This is a genomic window from Streptomyces sp. TS71-3 (assembly GCF_018327685.1).
GTDB lineage: Bacteria > Actinomycetota > Actinomycetes > Streptomycetales > Streptomycetaceae > Streptomyces.
In genome coordinates, this window is record NZ_BNEL01000003.1 from 2737942 (window position 1) to 2755958 (window position 18017).

The 18017-nt window shown below is 72.5% G+C and carries 12 protein-coding genes and 1 pseudogene; 6 read left to right on the forward strand and 7 right to left on the reverse strand.

The genetic code is table 11. From position 1 onward, the window contains the following. Positions 1-91: 91 nt before the first annotated feature. Complete coding sequence (locus tag Sm713_RS35640) at positions 92-1930, forward strand: IlvD/Edd family dehydratase (RefSeq protein WP_212914078.1); 1839 nt, start codon at positions 92-94, stop codon at positions 1928-1930. Positions 1931-2034: 104 nt separating this feature from the next. Here the strand turns inward: Sm713_RS35640 and Sm713_RS35645 are convergent, their stop codons facing one another. Then, complete coding sequence (locus Sm713_RS35645; protein ID WP_212914079.1) at positions 2035-3183, reverse strand: glycoside hydrolase family 5 protein; 1149 nt, start codon at positions 3181-3183, stop codon at positions 2035-2037. Positions 3184-3686: 503 nt separating this feature from the next. Between Sm713_RS35645 and Sm713_RS35650 the strand changes: the two genes are divergently transcribed. From Sm713_RS35650 to thrS, 3 genes and pseudogenes are all read left to right on the forward strand, one after another. Continuing rightward, on the forward strand, positions 3687-4733 hold the full coding sequence (locus Sm713_RS35650; protein ID WP_212914080.1) for a hypothetical protein: 1047 nt from the start codon (positions 3687-3689) through the stop codon (positions 4731-4733). Between the two features lie 384 nt (positions 4734-5117). Beyond that, positions 5118-5840: pseudogene (locus tag Sm713_RS35655) on the forward strand (lytic polysaccharide monooxygenase); the annotation flags it as partial. Positions 5841-6161: 321 nt separating this feature from the next. Further along, positions 6162-7418 (forward strand): threonine--tRNA ligase, encoded by a 1257-nt coding sequence (gene thrS / locus Sm713_RS35660; protein WP_308293210.1) that lies wholly within the window; start codon positions 6162-6164, stop codon positions 7416-7418. Between the two features lie 79 nt (positions 7419-7497). Here the strand turns inward: thrS and Sm713_RS35665 are convergent, their stop codons facing one another. From Sm713_RS35665 to Sm713_RS35675, 3 genes are all read right to left on the reverse strand, one after another. Further along, positions 7498-7935, reverse strand: coding sequence for a DoxX family protein (locus Sm713_RS35665; RefSeq protein ID WP_212914083.1), 438 nt, complete (start codon positions 7933-7935; stop codon positions 7498-7500). 266 nt (positions 7936-8201) lie between these two features. Then, positions 8202-9212, reverse strand: coding sequence for a glycoside hydrolase family 6 protein (locus Sm713_RS35670; RefSeq protein WP_212914084.1), 1011 nt, complete (start codon positions 9210-9212; stop codon positions 8202-8204). A 503-nt stretch (positions 9213-9715) separates the two neighbouring features. Continuing rightward, positions 9716-11569: a glycoside hydrolase family 44 protein gene (locus Sm713_RS35675; RefSeq protein WP_212914085.1), complete on the reverse strand. Its 1854-nt coding sequence runs from the start codon at positions 11567-11569 to the stop codon at positions 9716-9718. A gap of 448 nt (positions 11570-12017) precedes the next feature. On the opposite strand from Sm713_RS35675, the gene Sm713_RS35680 reads away from it, so the two are divergent. Then, positions 12018-12506, forward strand: coding sequence for an ATP-binding protein (locus tag Sm713_RS35680; protein ID WP_249416904.1), 489 nt, complete (start codon positions 12018-12020; stop codon positions 12504-12506). 895 nt (positions 12507-13401) lie between these two features. Here the strand turns inward: Sm713_RS35680 and Sm713_RS35685 are convergent. The 3 genes from Sm713_RS35685 to Sm713_RS35695 all read right to left on the reverse strand — a co-directional run bounded on the left by Sm713_RS35685 (position 13402) and on the right by Sm713_RS35695 (position 16551). Next, the gene (locus Sm713_RS35685) at positions 13402-14772 is read right to left on the reverse strand and encodes a glycoside hydrolase family 6 protein (protein WP_249416905.1); all 1371 of its coding nucleotides are present in this window, start codon (positions 14770-14772) and stop codon (positions 13402-13404) included. Between the two features lie 426 nt (positions 14773-15198). After that, complete coding sequence (locus Sm713_RS35690) at positions 15199-15513, reverse strand: NIPSNAP family protein (RefSeq protein ID WP_212914087.1); 315 nt, start codon at positions 15511-15513, stop codon at positions 15199-15201. A gap of 153 nt (positions 15514-15666) precedes the next feature. Beyond that, the gene (locus Sm713_RS35695) at positions 15667-16551 is read right to left on the reverse strand and encodes an SDR family NAD(P)-dependent oxidoreductase (RefSeq protein ID WP_212914088.1); all 885 of its coding nucleotides are present in this window, start codon (positions 16549-16551) and stop codon (positions 15667-15669) included. A gap of 134 nt (positions 16552-16685) precedes the next feature. Here Sm713_RS35695 and Sm713_RS35700 point away from each other — a divergent pair, with 134 nt between their 5' ends. Continuing rightward, complete coding sequence (locus tag Sm713_RS35700) at positions 16686-17342, forward strand: TetR family transcriptional regulator (protein ID WP_212914089.1); 657 nt, start codon at positions 16686-16688, stop codon at positions 17340-17342. Positions 17343-18017: the final 675 nt, after the last annotated feature.

Consider the following 18017-nt stretch of genomic DNA (forward strand, 5'->3'; position numbering starts at 1 on the left):
GCACGTCGATGGCCTGTTGACCCTCGTGGAAAGCGCGTTCTACGGTTGCGGCTGATTCCGTCGCAGGCGAGAGGGCAAGGGCCCAGGCAGCATGAGCAGCAGCAACGGCACGCACGGTTCAGGCACTTCCGCGATCGACGGCACGCAGGGCGAGGGCACACCGGGCCCCCGCGCGGGCGCGCCCCGCGCCGACCGCCGCAGCCAGGCGTGGTTCGGCGCGTCGGGCCGGGCCGGCATGATCCACCGCTCCTGGATGCGCAACCAGGGCTACGGCGACGAGGTCTTCGACGGCCGCCCGGTGATCGGCATCGCCACCACCTGGTCGCAGCTCGCGCCCTGCAACGCCCACCTGGACGAGGTCGCGGAGGCCGTCAAGCGCGGCGTGTGGCAGGCCGGCGGCTTCCCGCTGGTGTTCCCGGTGCTCTCCACCGGGGAGACCATCATCCGCCCCACCGCCATGCTCTTCCGCAACCTGATGGCGATGGACGCGGAGGAGCTCATCCGGAACAACCCGCTGGACGGCGTGGTGCTGCTGTCCGGCTGCGACAAGACCACGCCGGGCCTGCTGATGGGCGCGGCCAGCGTGGACATCCCCACGATCATGGTCACCGGCGGGCCCATGCTCAACGGCAAGTTCCGCGGCCAGGACGTCGGCTCCGGCACCCACGTCTGGAAGTTCGAGGCCGAGATGGCGGCCGGGCGGATGAGCGAGTGCCAGGCACGCGCCGCCGAGGGCTGCATGGCCCGCTCCAAGGGCCACTGCATGACCATGGGCACCGCCTCCACGATGGCGTGCATGGCCGAGGCGCTCGGCATGCAGCTTCCCGGCGGCGGCGCCTACCCCGCGGTGGACGCGCGCCGCATGGAGCTGGCCCAGGAGTCGGGCCGCAGGATCGTCGACCTGGTCGACAAGGACATCAGGCCCAGCGACATCCTCACCCGCGAGGCCTTCGAGAACGCCATCCGCGCCAACGCCGCGATCGGCGGGTCCACCAACGCGTTCATCCACCTGATGGCCCTCGCCGGCCGCCTGGAGGGCGTCGAACTCGACTGGGACCTCTTCGACGCGCTCGGCCGCGAGGTGCCCACCCTCGTCAACCTGATGCCGTCCGGGCAGTACCTCATGGAGGACTTCTGCTATGCCGGGGGCCTGCCCGTCGTCCTGCGGCGGCTGGCCGAGGCCGGGGTGATGCACGCGGACTGCCTGACCGTCACGGGCCGCAGCACCGGCGAGAACGTCTCCGGCGCCGAGTGCTTCAACGACGACGTGATCCGCACCTGGGCCGACCCCTACCAGCCGGCCGGCACCGGCACCGCCGTGCTGCACGGCAACCTCTGCCCGGACGGCGCGGTGCTCAAGCAGTCCGCGGCCAGCCCCGAACTGCTCGTCCACGAGGGCAGGGCGCGGGTCTTCGACTCGCCGGAGGCCTACCACGCCGTCAGCGACGACCCCGACCTGGACATCACCGCCGACGACGTCATCGTGGTCAGGGGCGCGGGACCGAAGGGCTACCCGGGCATGCCGGAGGTCGCCAACGTCGCCCTGCCCACCAAGCTCCTCAAGCAGGGCGTCAGCGACATGGTCCGCATCAGCGACGGCCGGATGAGCGGCACCGGCTACGGCACCGTGGTGCTCCACGTCAGCCCGGAGGCCGCGGTGGGCGGCCCGCTCTCCCTGGTCCGCGACGGCGACCGGATCCGGCTCGACGTGCCCGCGCGCGAACTGTCCCTGCTCGTCGACGACGCAGAGCTCGGGCGCCGCCGTACGGAGGCGGGCGCGGCCCCGGCCGCCGAGGAGAGCCCCGACCCGGCGGGGCCCGGCGGCTACGCCTGGCTCTACCGCCAGCACGTCCAGCAGGCCCACAAAGGCGCCGACTTCGACTTCCTCACCGGCACCCGGGGCCACGCGGTGCCCCGGGACTCCCACTGACACCGGCCCGCCACCGCGTCCTTGCATGAGGGAACGGGACCGGGCCGGCGGCCGTTCCGGTGACCGCGGCCCGATCCCGTTCGCATGGGGTGCCCGGTGGGCCGTCAGCCGCCGAGGGCGTGGGCGGCGGCGTGCTGGGTGGCGAGGTGGGTGTGCAGGCCCTCGCCGTACGCGGTGGGCGTGCCGTTGTAGTCGCTGATCAGGGACGGACCCGAGGAGCAGTCCCAGGTGTTCCAGGTCCAGCCCAGATAGCCGGCGCCGTGCTGGTCGGCCCAGTTCATGACCTGGTCGACGAAGCCGTGCGCGCAGTCGTTCTCACCGATCTCGGAGAGCGTCAGCGGCACCTGCCGGGCGACGGGCGCGAGCTGGCTGTCGAAGCAGGACGTGCTGGAGCAGGTGTTGAAGTTGTACAGGTGCGCGAAGGCGGCCAGGTTGCCGGCCGGGTCCTTCGGCGCGTAGGCGAGCCACTGCGTCAGGTCGTTGGAGTAGGCGAGGCCGCCCAGCAGGATGACGTCGGTGTTCCCGGTCTTGCGCACCGCGTCCACCAGGCTCTGGAATCCGGCCACCTGGTAGCCGATGCCCGGGCAGCTGCCGCCGTCGCGCCAGCAGGTCCAGCCGGTGGTCTCGTTGCCCGTGGCACGCTCCGGGTAGGGCTCGTTGAACAGGTCGAGGACCACGCGCCGGTCCTGGAAGGCACTGGCCACGCCCGACCAGAAGGCCGGCGCGTACTGGGCGTCGGGCATGGGTTTCTGGCAGGTGGCCGCGGTGTCGGCGCAGCCCGCGGACGGGCCCGAGTAGGCGCCGTGGCTCCAGTGCATCTCCAGGATCGGCGTGATGCCGGCCGCCAGCAGCATCTTCACATAGGCGGCCACGGCGCTCTGGTAGGCCGCGCCGCCGTAGGCCGCGGGGACGTTCGCGGTGCCCAGCCAGCACTCCTCGTTGAGGGGCACGCGCACCGCGGTGACGTGCCAGGACCGGATGGCGTCGACGGACGCGCGGTCCATCGGCCCGTCCCAGAACCCGTTGCCCTGGATGCAGGCGAACTCGCCACCCGAGCGGTTCACGCCGAGCAGCCGGTACGGGGTGCCGGAGGCGGTCACCAGCCGGTTGCCGGACACCTTGAGCTCGGGCGCCGCCGCGGCGGCCGGGGCCGCCGGCGCGGCACCCGCCTCGGCCGCGGGGACGGCGATCGAGAACGCGGCGGCGGCGAACAGGGCCAGCGCGGACGCAAGGAGCGAGACATGACGTCTCATGGGGGGATCCCTTCGTTCTCGCGACAGTTGCTGGAGAAGCGCTCCTGGGTGAGAAGCACCGCATGGGTGGTGCACGAAGAGCTGCGGGAGGCTTCGATGGATGGAAGCGCTTCCACGACTGGCTCACAGTAGCGGCACGGTATGCCTTTGGGAAGGTCGCCGGAGCCGTGGCCGGGCAGCGGGGCGGTAGGGCCGAATTTCGCCGGGAAATGCAGGGTTCGCGCCTGTGAGCACGGCCGGTGTTTCCCCAAGTGGCTCCCGCGGGCGCTCCCTGGACCGTACAGTCGCGCCCGGCGACGTTTCTGGAAGCGCACCCAGACCCAGGTCCTGTCGCCGTCCTCAGGCAACGGCACGACGGTTCCGGGCGGCGGCCCGGGACCAGACGGGTGGTCAGGGCGCTTGTGCGGGCCGGGCGGTGGCACGGCCGGTCGCCGCGCGCCGGCCCGCGGCGCCGCCGCGGAGGTGGCCGCCTCCTGTCCCGCGAGACGGAAGGGAACGCTCGGATGCAACGCGCGAGGCTCGCCGCGGCTGCGGCCATGGTTCTGGCGGTGCTGGCCGCCACCGGGTGCTCGGACGGCGGGGGCGGCGGTGCCGGCGCGGAGCGGGCCGCCCCCGTGGGGCCGGGCAGCACCCCGCTGGTCAGGGAGCTCGACCAGGTCCGCAGCACCGACGCCTCCAGGGCCTGGACCACCTACGGCGACCTGGCGGCGCAGCGCGCCCTCGGCGGTGGTCAGCCGGCTGCCGCCCTGGCGGCGATGTGGTCCTACGGCTGGGCCACCACCCAGGCCCGCGACGCGCAGGCCAAGGCGGGCCTCTCCCTGGACGGCAGCACGGCCGGCCAGGTGCTGGAGGTCGGCGACTCGCACGGCAGCGGCCGCTTCGAGGGCGGCATGGACACGGCGGCGGTGGTGTCCGCGGCGAAGGCGATGGGCGCCCGGAAGGACGGCAGCGCCGGCCCGCTGGCACTGTGGCGGCTGGCGGACGACGGCAAGGCGCAGCGCAGCGGAAAGCTCGCGGAACTCTCCCGGGGCACCGCCGACTTCAACGTCCTGGCCGTCGGCGGGCACACCCTCGTGCGCGCCGGCAGCCGGGCGGACGCGGAGATGCTCAGCGCGGACGGCAAGGGCGACACCCTGGCCCGGGACCCGGAGTTCCGGGCGGTCGCCGACTGCCTGGGCAGGCCGCTCGCCGCCACCCTCACCGACCAGCACATGGCCATGGGCGCGGCGTCCCCGGAGCCCGCCGGCTTCGTCAGCGGCGCCGGCGTCGTCGGCGGCAGCCCCACCGCGCTCACGCAGGTCGCCTGCCGTACCGCGCCGTCCGAGGACGAGGCCGAGAAGGCGGCCCGCGCGATCCGGGACAGGCTCGCGCACGGCAGGACGCGGCTGAGCGGGCTCCGCTGGAGCGACCTGCTCTCCGGAGCCAGGGCCACGGTGACCGGCGGCGGGCGCGTCGTCCGGGTCACCGCCACGTCCGAGAAGAGCCCCGAGCTGATGCTGGAGATGCTCCTCTCCGGGGACCTCTCCGACCTGCTGGACACCTCGGGCTGACGGGGCATCGCCGGGGTGGGGCCGGGGGAGTCAGGGGCCTCCACCCCGGGTGTACTCCCGGCCCGACTCGCCTGCCGGTGGTCCGAGATGCCCGTCGCACGGCAGTGTTCCCGCGTAGTCATGCGGAAATCTCGTGAAAATGCCGAGGGCATCTGGTGGAGCATCAAGGAGTCCCTGCAACGGCATTTACGCGTCATCCGGCCCGCGCTAGGTTATGGGAGCGCTCCCATTTGGCGTGGGCTCGTTCCCCTGTGTCGTGGGCCGCTGTGGGAAGCGCGCACCTGCACGGTCACCCGTACGCGCGGCCCGCCGCGAACCGTGGTCCGTCCGGCCCCTGGGCCGGCACGTACCGCGGTGGCAATCACCCCCCAAGGAGACTCCTTCATGGTCATCCGACTTCTCGAAAGAGCGAAGGTCCCGGTCCGCCTCCAGCGCCTGCTCGGCGTCTTAGGGGCGGCGCTGCTGGCTCTGGCCTTCGTGTCCGTGTCGACGCCGGCGTCTGCCCACGGCGTCGCCATGATGCCCGGTTCCCGCACGTACCTGTGTTACAAGAACGGCCAGACGTCGACCGGCGCCCTCAACCCGACCAACGCGGCCTGCAAGGCGGCGTTCGCGCAGTCGGGCGGCACGCCGCTGTACAACTGGTTCGCCGTGCTCGACTCCAACGCGGGCGGCAAGGGCCAGGGCTACGTCCCGGACGGGAAGATCTGCAGCGCGGGCGACAAGTCGCCCTACAACTTCTCGGCCTACAACGCGGCCCGCAACGACTGGCCCAAGACCCACCTGACGTCCGGTTCGACCATCCAGGTCCAGTACAGCAACTGGGCGGCGCACCCGGGTGACTTCCGGGTCTACCTCACCAAGCAGGGCTGGTCGCCGACCACTCCGCTGGCCTGGGGCGACATGACGCAGATCCAGACCGTCACCAACCCGCCGGCGCAGGGCGGTGCGGGCCAGGACGGCGGCCACTACTACTGGAACCTCAACCTGCCCTCCGGCCGCAGCGGTAACGCCCTGCTGTTCATCCAGTGGGTCCGCTCGGACAGCCAGGAGAACTTCTTCTCCTGCTCCGACATCGTCTTCGACGGCGGCAGCGGCCAGGTCACCTTCTGAGACACCCGCGGTGCCCGCGCCGGGCGCCCGACCCGCCTGGCACCACCCGCTCCCGCGGCACGTCCGCGGGAGCGGACGGCGGCACCGGGGCCCCGTGCCACAGGGGCGCGGGGCCCTTCCGCGTTCCGGGCCGGCTCCAAGGCCCGGACGCGTTTTCCCGCTCAGGGCCCGCTCCGGCGCCCTCTGCTACCCTGCCCGTATGCAGCAGCGCGCCTTGATGACGACGACGCCGGAGAGTCTCCCGGCGCGCTGACCGATGTCTTGAGTCCGAAGCCCCGGGGCGACGCCCCGGGGCTTCGCCGTGTGCCCGGACGCGTGCCCCGCACAGACCGTGAGGAGAACGCCGTGCACGACCACAAGAGACTCGGCCGGGAACTCGGCCTGTTCGACACCGATCCGCTGATCGGCGCGGGACTGCCGTACTGGCTGCCCGACGGTGCCGTCGTACGGCACACCGTGGAGGAGTACATCCGCGACGCCGAGCGGCGCGCCGGCTACCGGCACGTGTGCTCGCCCGTGCTCGGCAAGCGCGAGCTGTACGAGATCTCCGGGCACTGGTCGCACTACGGCGACGACATGTTCCCGCCGATGGACGTGGGCGGCGAGCAGATCGTGCTCCGGCCGAGCCTGTGCCCGCACCACGCGGTGATCTACCGCTCCCGCGCCCACAGCTACCGCGAACTTCCGCTGCGCATGGCCGAGCTGGGCGGCATGTACCGCTCGGAGCTGTCGGGGGTGCTCGGCGGGCTGACCCGCGTGCGCGCCATCCAGCTCAACGACGCGCACATCTTCTGCTCCGTCGACCAGGTCGCCGGCGAGGCGAGCGGCGCCCTGGAGATGATCCGCGGGGCCTACCGGGCCCTCGGCATCGCCCCGGCCCGCTACCGCCTCTCCCTGCCAGGGCCCGGCGGCAAGTACGTGGCCGCCCCCGAACTGTGGCGGCGCGCCACCGCCCTGCTCACCGATGTCCTCGACAGCTCGGGCCTGCCCTACGAGGCGGTCCCGGGCGAGGCCGCCTTCTACGGGCCCAAGATCGATGTGCAGGTCGCGGACGGCGCCGGCCGGGAGACCACCCTGTCCACCGTCCAGGTCGACTTCCACCAGCCCGAGCGGTTCGACCTCCAGTACGTCGGCGCGGACGGCGCGAGGCACCGCCCCGTCATGGTGCACCGCAGCATCGTCGGCAGCGTGGAGCGGGCGGTCGCCCATCTGATCGAGCAGCACGGCGGTGCCTTCCCGGCCTGGCTCGCCCCCACCCAGCTCGTCGTTCTGCCCGTCTCCGAGGCCGAGGCGGACTGCGCCGAGGCGCTGGCGCGGCGCTGCCGCGACCTCGGGCTGCGCGCCGAAGCGGTCGGACCGGAGGTGGGCAGCCTGGCGGCGCGCGTCCGCCAGTCCCGGCTGGTGCCGTACCAGGGCGTTCTCGGGTCCAGGGAGGCCGCCGACGGCACCCTCGCCCTGCGCCTGCGGGACGGCCGCCGCCTCGCGCCCGCCGCCGTCGCGGACGTCCTCGCCCGCGTCCTCGAACTCGTCGCCGCCCGCTCCGTCGAGCTGTGGGAGGAGGAGGCGGTGTGACGGCGCCGGGCAGCGGGAGGCCGCCGGCGGGACCCTCAACCCGCCGGCGGCCGGTCTACTCAGGCGCTCCGGTCGCCCGTCACCCCCGCACGGCCGGTGCGGGCACCGCCGCCTGGCCGCGGAGGCGTTCGACGGCCGAGCTGAGCGCGAAGCTGCCGGGGCCGAGGCACATGATGAGCAGGAAGGCCCAGCAGAACATCACCGCGGGCTCCCCGCCGTTCTGGATCGGCAGCAGCTCGTGCGGCTGGTGCTCGGTGAAGTAGGCGAAGGCCATGGAGCCGGAGCAGACCATGGCGGCCGTGCGGGTGCCGAAGCCGGCCAGGACGAGGATGCCGCCCACCAACTGGATGAGCGCGGCCCACCAGCCGGGCCACTGTCCGAAGGCGGGTGCGCCGCCGCCGTGCGGTGCGGCCAGTACACCGAAGAGCGTCGAGATGCCGTGGCAGACGAAGAGCAGTGCCACGACGATGCGGAAGAGACCGAGAACGTGCGGTGTGTGCTTGTCCAACTGATCCATCGAGAGGCCCTTTCTCGCGTGCGCGATGATCAGGAAGCACCACGGAGGCGACCGCTGGTGTCTCCGTGGGGGTGCGGAGCGCGCATCCCCCGTCCTGCGGGAGGACGGGACCGCGTGCGCCCCCCGGCCCGTCCCGCGTCCGCCGTGGTCGGGCGTGTGCGGCACGGGGCCGGGCCGGTGGTCGTCGGTGGGGGCTGCCGCGCAGCCGGGGCACGTCGGGCGGGGCCGGTTCGGCGGAGGTCCGTTGGCGTGCGTGAACTGTCCGTTCAGCGGTGGGCGGCGGCGCCGGTGGCGAGGTTGTAGGCGAGCTGGGGGTCGAACTGCCCGGCGGGACCGGCGCAGCCGTCCGCCTCGCCCGGCAGCTTGGCCCAGAGGAACGCGTCGATCTGCGAGTCGCCGGTCTCGTCGGTGGACGGGGTGCCTAGGGCGCGCCCGGCGGGGTCGCACCACTCGGCGCCCGGCGCGGGCCCGTTGCCGTTGCGGCTGGTGTCCACGACGGCGTGCAGGGCCGGGTCGCCGATGGCGGCGAGCACCTTCTTGTCGTAGTTCACCTCGTCCGCGGTGCGGTTGTAGTTCGAGACGTTGGTCGAGATGCCGTCGGCGCTGTGCGCGATGTCGGCGGCGACCAGCCGTGAGGCGATCGCGGAGGGCGACAGCCAGGTGGAGTGCCCGGCGTCGAAGTACACCTTGGCCTTCGCCGAGGCCGCCTTGAGCGCCTTGCCCGCGTACGCGAGCGAGGCCTCGGTTTCGGCCTGCTGCGCGCTGCTCTGGCACTGGGTCATGATGGACAGGACGTCGGGCTCCAGGATGACGGTCGCGGGCCGGCCGTTCAGCCCGGCGGCCAGCTGGTCGATCCAGGCGCGGTAGGCGGTGTGGTTCGGGGCGCCGCCGGTGCTCGCGCCCGAGCAGTCCCGGTTGGGGATGTCGTAGACGACCAGGATCGGGATCTTCCCCGCGGTCGCCGCGGCGCCCACCAGGGCGTCCACCTCGGCCCGGACGGTGTCGGTGTCGGTCTCGGTGAACCAGTGCGCCTGGGGCACGGTGGCGATCCGGTCGTTGATGACCTGGGCGCGTGAGTCGCTGGGGTGCGCCGCCACCCACCGGGCGGCGTTGGTGGTGGGATCGACGTAGAACGGCGAGCCGGCGGCCGACGCCGGAACCGCCAGGGCGGCGGTGGCGGTGGCAGCGAGCACGCAGGCCGCGGCGAGGGCGGACCTGCGGGCTACCCGGGCGCCTTCGCGGCGGGGCGGGAGGGTGGTCGGGATCTTGCTGGCCATGGGGGCTCCTGTGAGTGGGGGAGGCAGCCTTGGGGCCTGCCGGGTACGGGTGCGGGGGGTGCACACCGCCCGGCGCGCGGCCGGGCGGTGTGCGGGTGGTGCGTGGGGGCGGCGCGTGGGGGTGGTGTGCCGGCCCGCGGTCGGGCGGCGGGTGGGGGAGAGGTGCGTCCGGCCCGAGCGGGGCGGGGTGTTCGGGCCGGACGGGCGTGGGGCGGGGCCGCGGGGCGTGGTGCCCTGGGGGGTCGCGCGGCCCCGGGTGCCGGGCCCGGCAGGGGGAGGACCGGGCCCGGCGGCGCTCGGGCTGCATGTGGGGGTGAGCCCGTCGTGCTCTGAGCGCCTGGGTCGTGTCCGGCGGATCTTCGTGGATCAGCCTGCGGCGTCTGGTGCCGTGCATCGCAAGGCGGAGGATCATCCTCGTACGGGGCCGTACTCGGATGACTCCGACAACGCGGCGAGGTGCGGTATCAGGCATCGCGGGCCCACGAAGATCCGCCGGACACGACCTAGCCGTGGTGTGCCGTGGAGGTGTCCCGCGGCAGCGTGCTGCCGGTGACGGTGTGCACGCCCCGGGTGGACACCGGCCGGGCGGGCGGCACGGCTTGGTCCGCCCCGGCCGAACGCGCGTCGTGCACCGGTGCGGTGGACGCCTGCTGCCCGTTCGCGTCGCGGTGGTGGCCGGTGTGCACCTGGCCGGCGGCCGGCACGACCAGCTCGGTGACGGAGTAGCCGGGCAGCGTCAGCGACGCCTTGCCGCCGCTCACGACCTGGTCGGGGAGCCGGGTGATGGCGGACGTGTTCGCGCCGCTGTACTGGAACACCTGGGCCCGTGTCCTGCTCGCCAGCCCCGTGACGTTCAGCGGTGTGGTCAGCCCGTCGGTAAACTTGTTGATCACCATCAGCGTCAGCGCGCCGTCCGAGGAGCGCCGCGAGGCGAAGACGGAGACCTTGTCGGGGTCGGCGCTCGCCGCCGTCAGGGAGGTGTCGCCGAACGCCGATCCCCTGCCGTCGTAGTCGAGGTACATCCGGAACGCGAACGCACCCGGGTCGGTGGGGGCCGGCGGCGACCAGAGCGTGGCCAGGTCGAGGCCCTCGCGCCCGTAGATGCCGAGCACGTCCGCCTCGGCCAGGGCGCCGTCGATGTGGTCCAGCGCGCCCCAGTTGTACTCGCTGACGGCGAGCTTGGTGCCGGGGTAGTTCTGGTCCACGAGCTGGCGCATCCGCGGGATGAGGTCCACCGGCTGGTTGATCCAGCTCTCGTCGGTGTAGCCGGGGTCCCAGAGCTGCCGGGTGGAGCGCAGCCGCAGGGCCTGGGTGGCAGCGTCCTCACCGCCGCTGGTGATGCCCGAGCCCTGCGGGTACCAGTGGTTGTCGTAGTAGTCGAGGATCCGGGTGCGGTGCTGCCGCTGGTAGGCGGCCATCTGCCGCAGGTACCAGGTGGCGTAGGGGACGCCGCCGTGTGCGGCCTGGTCGGGCGGGTTGGACCAGCAGTCGCCGCCCGTCTCGTTGCACGTCTTCTGGTCGAGCCCGGAGAGCAGGATGGAGTTCCAGCCCCAGCCGACCGGGCCGAGCGTCCGGGCGCCGGGGTCGGCGGCCTTGACCGCACCCGCGATGGTGTACGTGCTGTCCCTGATCTCGTCGTAGCCGGCGCCCTCGGGATGCACGTCGCGGTGGGTGGCGTGCCAGATGTCGGCCTCGTTGTCGAGGTCGTAGTACTTCACACCGCCCTTCGCGGCCGTGCCGTACTTCCCGGTGAGGTGGCGCAGCCAGTCCGTGACGTACGCGGCGCCGGCCCTGACGCTGGTGTCCGCCGGGTCGTTGCCCGTGACGTTCTTGCCGTCCGTGGCCACGCCGTTGCCGCAGTCGGGCATCCACTGGTCGGTGCTCTGCTGGGGACCGTACTTCGCCACGCCGAACCCGCAGGCCTTCTCGCGGTCCTTGGGCACCCAGCCGATCAGCGGCACCGTCAGGATGGTGTCCGCGCCGGCGGTCTCGTCCTTCTCGACGAACTGGTCGGTGCTGGAGCCGTCCGGCAGCCGGGCCGGGTCGGCGACGTCGTCCGGGATGTTCTCGAAGTACCAGTCGCTGGCCCGGTTGCTGGTGCTGGTGAGGTAGTTGTAGCGGGTGGTGGCGTTGCCTCCCCACCGGTCCACGGGCAGCTTCAGCTCCTTGGCGAGGCCCGCGTCGGCGAAGTTCATGCCGTAGATGTCCGGGCTGATCGGATGGCCGGCCGCCTTGGCGTCCACGGTGAGCGCGGGGCCGCCGGCCGCATGGGCCAGCGGGGATCCGGCCACCATGGTCGCCGCGGTGACCACCGCCGCGGCCAGCAGCGGCAGGACCGTCGACCGCTTGGGGTGCATGAGGGGCTCCTCCCTGAAAGAGCACGAGAACGGCGTGGACCGCGACCATCGAGGCCGGCGGACACACGGGTCCGGCGGGCCGCGGGGGCGGTGACGGGGAGAACTGGTGGTGCGCGATCTCGTACGTCCTGACCGGGGCATGTCACGCCGCAGGAGGGGAGGCTCAAGACGCAAGGATCTGGGAGCGCTTCCAGAGAACATCCCCCAACCCGACCGCGTCAAGGGGATGTTCAACTCTTGTTTCGACGCGGTCTCAGGCGGCTGTTCCCGTGTCGTGATCCTTCAAGTCTTTGCGCCATACCACTTCCGCAGCGGTTTGCCACTCGATACAGTCAGATTTTATGGGAGCGCTTCCATAGGGTGCTTCCGTGAACCTCCAAGCCCCACCGCGCCACCCAGGGAACGCCGAGACACACGACGCAGAGGCACACGACATGAGGAAGTTCCGATGACCCCAGTTGACGCGCCTTTGCAGGTGGGAGAAGAGATGGACCTGCGGATGGGCGATCCGGAGGAGGGACTCGTCCTGTCGTGCGACTTCTCCCTGCCCACCGACCCCGTCTCCGTGCCCGCCTCGCGCGCCATCGCCGGCCAGACCCTGGACGCCTGGGGCTTCGCCCGCGGCGACGAGCTCCGTGAGAAGGCGCTGCTGGTACTGAGCGAGCTGGTCACCAACAGCGTGCGGCACGCCGCCTCCCTCTCTCCCCATGTCGAGGTCGGCCTCAGCCTGACGGGCAGCGAGCTGACCGTCGCCGTCCACGACCGGCACCCGTTCCGCCCGTTCCCCCTTCCGGGGCCCCGCGCCGACGGCAGCGGAGGGTGGGGGCTGCGCCTGGTGAGGGACCTCGCCGCGGAGACGGGCGGTGCGATGGCCGTCCGCGCCGACCGGGACGGTTCCGGCAAGACGGTGGCGGCGCGCCTTCCCCTGAGTGTCTAGCCGTCGCTGACGGCACCCTGTGCGCGGGGTGTGCGGCACGGCGGCCGTGTGCTGCGCCGCGGTGCCCGCGGTGTGCGTGCCGCGGTGCCCGCGGTGTGCGCCCCTTTGTGGCTCGTGGCCGATGGCCTCAGGCGCTTTGCCGTGCGTGCGGTTTGCCGGTCCGCACCGCCCTGGCGCCGTCCGTCGTGCCGTCCCACCCTTCCTCTGTACGGCTTCGGTCCCGGCCCGTGTCGACGGGATGGCCGCGTCCGGCTTGCGTGCAGATCCTCAACGCATCTGCGTGCGGCGGCGTCAGGGGGCCGCGTCCACCGCGCTCACTGCGTCCATCGGTGTCGGATTCGGCGGCCGGTGCGCGAAGCGGCGGGTTCGACGCGCCGGCACACACCGCCTGACGGTGCCGCGCGGTGGTGGGCGGACGCGGTCGCGGGCGGGCCCACCGACGGTGCGTTCTCCACGCATGCGAAGACACACTGTCGCGGGACACGAGTGGGCTCCGGCCCGTTGGGGTCGGTCATCGCTCGGCCACCGCGTCGTGGTGGTCGTTCGCGCGGTTCCCCGCGCCCCTTTGGGTCCAGTCCCTTGCAGTTGTCGTTTGGCGGTTGGTTGGTCGTGGTTGATTGCGCAGTTCCCCGCGCCCCTTTTGGGGTCCAGTCCCTTGCGGTCGTTGTTTGGCAGTCGCCTGGTCGTGGTTGTTCGCGCGGTTCCCCGCGCCCCTTGTGGGGTGGGCTGGGGGAGCGGCCGGCCATGGCCTGACCCTCGGATGGCCACCGGGCCCGCACGGGCACCTCCCGTCGTGGGCACGGTGCCGGAGCGCCGGGCCGGGTGCATGGCGAAGGACCCCGTGCGGTCCTGGGGATCGCACGGGGTCACCAAGTGCGCTGTGCTGTGTGGCCGCTTACCTGACCGGCGGGTAGGCGTTCTTCAGCAGTTCCTGGAACTGCGCGGAGAACCAGTCGCCGGAGAGCGGGGCGTTGGCCAGGGCGCCGGACATGTTGTTGTTGTTGCGCGGGTTGCCGGTGTACGTCGGGTCGCACATCCGGTCGAAGCCCTTGCCCTCGTCGTTCGGGATCTCCTGGCTGGCGCCGTCGGACTCGCCCGGGGGCTTCATCCAGACGTACGCGTCGATGCCCGTGGCGGGAGAGGCCTTCGGACGCTCGCCGAGACCGGCGCCGGACTGGTTGCACCAGTTGCCGAGCTGGATGCGGCGATCGATGCGGCCGCCGTTGACGTATGCGTCGGCGCTGGTCTTCGGGCCGGGCCCGGTGGGACGGGCGGATCCGCCCCAGCCGTTGCGGGAGGTGTCGATGAGCGCGCCGATGTCGCTCCTGAAGCCGTCCTTCTTCATCTCGGCCACGAAGGCCTGGGCGAACGACAGCTCGTCGACGTAGTCGTTCCAGTCGATCCACTTGGCCTGCGAGCGCACCGGCTGGCCGTTGATCGTGTCGCCGACCTTGAAGTACGGCTCCTGGGTCGCCGAGTAGTTGGCGGTGTTGGTGATGATGCCCGCCACGTCGTCGACCGAGGCACCGGCCGTGGTGGCCGCCTGGTGGAGCAGCTGGGCGGTGGCGCCGAAGTTGTCCGCCCACCCGATCCAGCCGTGGTGGCCCGCGTCGATGTAGTTGTACACGTTCTGGGCGGCACCGAGCTTGCCCAGCGCGTAGCCGACACCGGTCACGTAGTTGCCGTTGGCCTTCATGGTGTCGCACTGCGGCGTTGCGGTCGCCCGGCTGCCCGTGTTCGTCACCAGGTTCGGCAGCGAGTCGATCTCGATCGTGTTCACGATCCGGAGGTCGGCGTAGGCCGGGTCCGACTCGATCGCCGCGATCGGGTCGATGTAGTCGCTCTCGTACTTGCCGATCTCGTCCGGGCCCAGCTCGCCGTTGGAGGCGAGGGCCGCACAGTCCCGGCCGGGCAGGTCGTAGATCACGATCTGGATCAGGTTGGCGCCCTGCGACTTCGCCTTGTCGAGGTGCGCCTTGAGGCCCATGGCCCCGCTGGTGCCCTGGATGGCGGCGATACGGTCCATCCAGACACCGGTGGGCTGGTTGGAGATGGCCGCACCACCGGATTCGGCGGCGGCCTTCGCGGACCAGTCCGGGTTGACGTACACCTTGGCGCCCGCGTACGGGTTGTCAACGCGCGCGGCGGCGGCGCCGTTGGCGGAGCCACCGCTCATCACCATCAGCCCGGAGGCGAGTGCCATGGCGGCCAGGGCGGCGAGGCTGCCGCGACGGTAGCGCGAGATACGTGGGGGGCCTGATCTCATGCTGAGCTCCTTCGTTGTGACCGCGACGGAGTTGTCGTGATCATGACATGACGTCAGAAACATGGCTCCATAACGGGCGGGGGGATTGGGAGCGCTCCCATGGAAGCGCTTCCAGTTCGCCCGACCGTACCAGCGCCGTAACACTCTGAAAAGAGCCCGCAACAATCTGGTGTCTCTTCGGGTGGCGCGCGGCAGGTCAAGGGGGTGGTGCCGGTGCGGGATGTGTGCGCCAGGCCGTGTCCGGGGCGGGGTCAACGCCCGTGGACGGCCTGGGTGCGCCCGGCGGGACGTCCCTTCCCGGCCAGGCTTCTGGACGACTCTTCCAGACGTATGGACGGCCGTCCATACCCCGGTCAGCGGAGTGCTGGGGGGGTGCGGCGTCCTGTGCGGTGACCGCATCGGTCACCGCACAGGACACGGTGTCGGTCAGGGGCGGTCCGGCAGCAGCGGGCGCATGAAGGTGCGCTCGTAGCGCAGGACGCAGCCGCTCTCGTCCCTGATGCGGTCCGCCTCGATGAACTCGGGGTCCCGGCCGAACAGGGCCCGGTACTCCTCGTAGGCGGCGAGGCTGGGGAAGCTGAACAGCGCGAGCGCTCTGTCGCTGGCGCCCTCGGACGGCAGGAAGTACCCGTGGTGCGTGCCGCCGTGCCGGTCGACCAGCTCCATCCAGCGGTGCCCGAAGCGCTCGAATGACTCGATCTTCGCCGGGTCGATCACATACTGGACCACGCAGGTAATCATCCGCACGAGGCTAGTGCCGTCCTCCGGACGACGCCGAGACCCGAACGCGATCCGCGGTGGCCTGGACCCGCGGCGGCGTCCGTGAGTCCGGTCCCGGCGGGGTCGCCGGCGGTGCGGCCGTGGTGCGGTGTGCCCCGACGGTGTGCTCGTGTCTCATGCGCTCCGGTCGCCGGAGAGCGTGCCGAGCCACCGCGAGCCGTCGCCGTCGGTGTGGTCGTGGTCGGTGGAGACGCTGAGGTGCTGCCACTTCTCGTCCTCGTCGAGGCGCCGGGCCCAGGCGGCGCGTCCGTAGGCGTAGGCGTCCGAGCCGAGCAGCAGGCGCATCGGGGGCTCGTCGAGATCGGCGACGGCGAGGACGGCGAGAGCCACCCTGGCCGGGTCGCCGACGGCCTCCTGGGCGAACGTGGCCATCGACTCCGCCGCGGCGCCGACGGTGGCCCGGTAGGGCTCGCTGACCGGTGGGGTGTGCATGGACGCCCCGGCCCAGTCGGTGCGCATGCCGCCGGGTTCCAGGACGGTGACCTTGATGCCCAGCGGGGCGACCTCGGTGGCCAGGACCTCGGAGAAGCCGCCGAGGGCCCACTTGGCCGACTGGTAGGCGGTCATGCCGGGGCTGGCGATCCGGCCGCCCAGGGAGGAGACCTGGATGATGTGGCCGCCGCCCTGCTGCCGCATCACCGGCAGGGCGGCCCGGCTGAGGTGGACCGGGCCGTGGAAGTTGGTGTCGACCTGGCGGCGGAAGGCCTCCATGGTGGTGTCCTCCAGGGCCGCGCGGTCGCCCTGGCCGGCGTTGTTCACCGCGACGTCCAGGCGTCCGAACGCCTCGATGGTCTCGCGCACGACGCGTTCCGCGGCGCCGGCGTCGGTCACGTCGAACTGCGATGTGCGCATCCGGTCGCCGTGCGCGGCGGCCATGCCGGCGAGCGCGCGCGGGTCACGGGCGGTGGCCATCACCCGGTGCCCGGCGGCCAGCGCCGCGCTGACGATCTCGCGGCCGAGGCCGCGGGAGGAACCGGTGACCAGGAATGTCTTCGGCATGCAATGACTCCGTACGGGGTGGGTCTGCGGGCGGGTCTGCTTACGCCCCGGTATTCAACGCAATCTGATTGCGTTATCTCGACGCTAGCACGGCCGCATGGATTAACGCATCAGTCGTGCGTTATTCTGGGACGATGCATCGCCGCGCCCGTTCCCCCGAGGCCAAGCTCCGCCGTGCGGAGGACCTGCTCGACGCGGCCCGCACCCTGGCCGCCGACCGGGGCGGAGTCCGCCACATCACGCTCGCGGCCGTCACCGAGGCCGCCGGCCTGCACCCCTCCGCCGTCCGGCGCTACTTCGCCAGCAAGGAGGAGCTCCTGCTCGAACTGGCCGAGCGCGGCTGGCGGCAGTGGCGGGACCTCCTCACCGCGCACCTCGACGGCGTCCGGGACCTCACCCCGGTGGGAACCGCCACCGCCGTGGCTGCCACGCTCGCGGCGCAGCCGCTCTTCTGCGACCTGCTCACCCACGTGCCGCTCAGCCTGGAGGGCGAGGTGGACATCGAGCGCGCCCGGCGCTACAAGACCAACTCGTTCGAGGCGTACGACACCATCGTCGAGACCCTCACCACCACGGGCACCATGGCCACCGCGCAGGTGCACGACCTCATCGCCGCGGCGCTGGGGATGACGGCCAACTTCTGGCAGCTGTCGCACCCCACCCCCAGCCTCGCCGAGCTCTACGCCCAGAACCCCAGATGGGGCCACGCCGCGCTCGACTTCGAGCCCCGCCTGACCCGCCTGCTCCAGGCCACCGCCACCGGCCTCGTCGCCGCCGGCACTCCCGCGTAAGGGTGCGCCCGGGCCTCAGTGACCGGAGCCGGGGCCGTGGCTCCCGCCCCAGCAGGGTGGTGCCGAACGCGGCCGGGTCCGCGGACCCCGTGAGGTCGCCCGAGCCGAGGAAGCTGGTGTCCGTGGTGAACGGATCGTTGGTCAGCGGACCCGTCGCCTCGGGCACGTAGACGCTGACCAGCAGGGTGGACGGGGCCGCCACCCGCAACGGCACGGGATCGCTGAACAGCTCGCGCCCGGCGGGAACGGTGACCGACGTCCTTCCGCCGAAGGTGACCGGCACCGTGCGGCCGGCCACCGGCACCGGGCCGCTGTCCCGCACCGCGACGGAGGCACGGCCCACCCGCAGCGGTGCCGCGCCGAACGCGTTCGTGAGGCGGACGCGGACCGAGCTGCCGCCGGCCCCGGCGAACACGGTGTTGCGTACGGTCTGGTCCGCCAGGCCCCGGCCGGCCGGGCAGGTGTTGCCCGGGATGTCGGCCCCGACCACCGGTGCACCTTGCCAGGCGGCCGCCCATGGCGGGCTCACCGGACGCGGCCCGGCCGCGGCCGGCGCCTGACCGGCCACGAGCGGAGTGGCCGTGGCGGCCGGCGCGAGCGCGCCTGTTCGCGGAGCGCGCCGCCCCCCACCGGGGCGGCCGGGCCCGCGCCGCCGTCCCTCCCCGCGCTCGGGGT

Coding starts and splice junctions, on each gene's coding strand:
- Sm713_RS35640 (WP_212914078.1), top strand. CDS start 92: ATGAGCAGCAGCAACGGCACGCACGGTTCAGGCACTTCCGCGATCGAC.
- Sm713_RS35645 (WP_212914079.1), bottom strand. CDS start 3,183: ATGAGACGTCATGTCTCGCTCCTTGCGTCCGCGCTGGCCCTGTTCGCC.
- Sm713_RS35650 (WP_212914080.1), top strand. CDS start 3,687: ATGCAACGCGCGAGGCTCGCCGCGGCTGCGGCCATGGTTCTGGCGGTG.
- Sm713_RS35665 (WP_212914083.1), bottom strand. CDS start 7,935: ATGGATCAGTTGGACAAGCACACACCGCACGTTCTCGGTCTCTTCCGC.
- Sm713_RS35670 (WP_212914084.1), bottom strand. CDS start 9,212: ATGGCCAGCAAGATCCCGACCACCCTCCCGCCCCGCCGCGAAGGCGCC.
- Sm713_RS35675 (WP_212914085.1), bottom strand. CDS start 11,569: ATGCACCCCAAGCGGTCGACGGTCCTGCCGCTGCTGGCCGCGGCGGTG.
- Sm713_RS35680 (WP_249416904.1), top strand. CDS start 12,018: ATGACCCCAGTTGACGCGCCTTTGCAGGTGGGAGAAGAGATGGACCTG.
- Sm713_RS35685 (WP_249416905.1), bottom strand. CDS start 14,772: ATGAGATCAGGCCCCCCACGTATCTCGCGCTACCGTCGCGGCAGCCTC.
- Sm713_RS35690 (WP_212914087.1), bottom strand. CDS start 15,513: ATGATTACCTGCGTGGTCCAGTATGTGATCGACCCGGCGAAGATCGAG.
- Sm713_RS35695 (WP_212914088.1), bottom strand. CDS start 16,551: ATGCCGAAGACATTCCTGGTCACCGGTTCCTCCCGCGGCCTCGGCCGC.
- Sm713_RS35700 (WP_212914089.1), top strand. CDS start 16,686: ATGCATCGCCGCGCCCGTTCCCCCGAGGCCAAGCTCCGCCGTGCGGAG.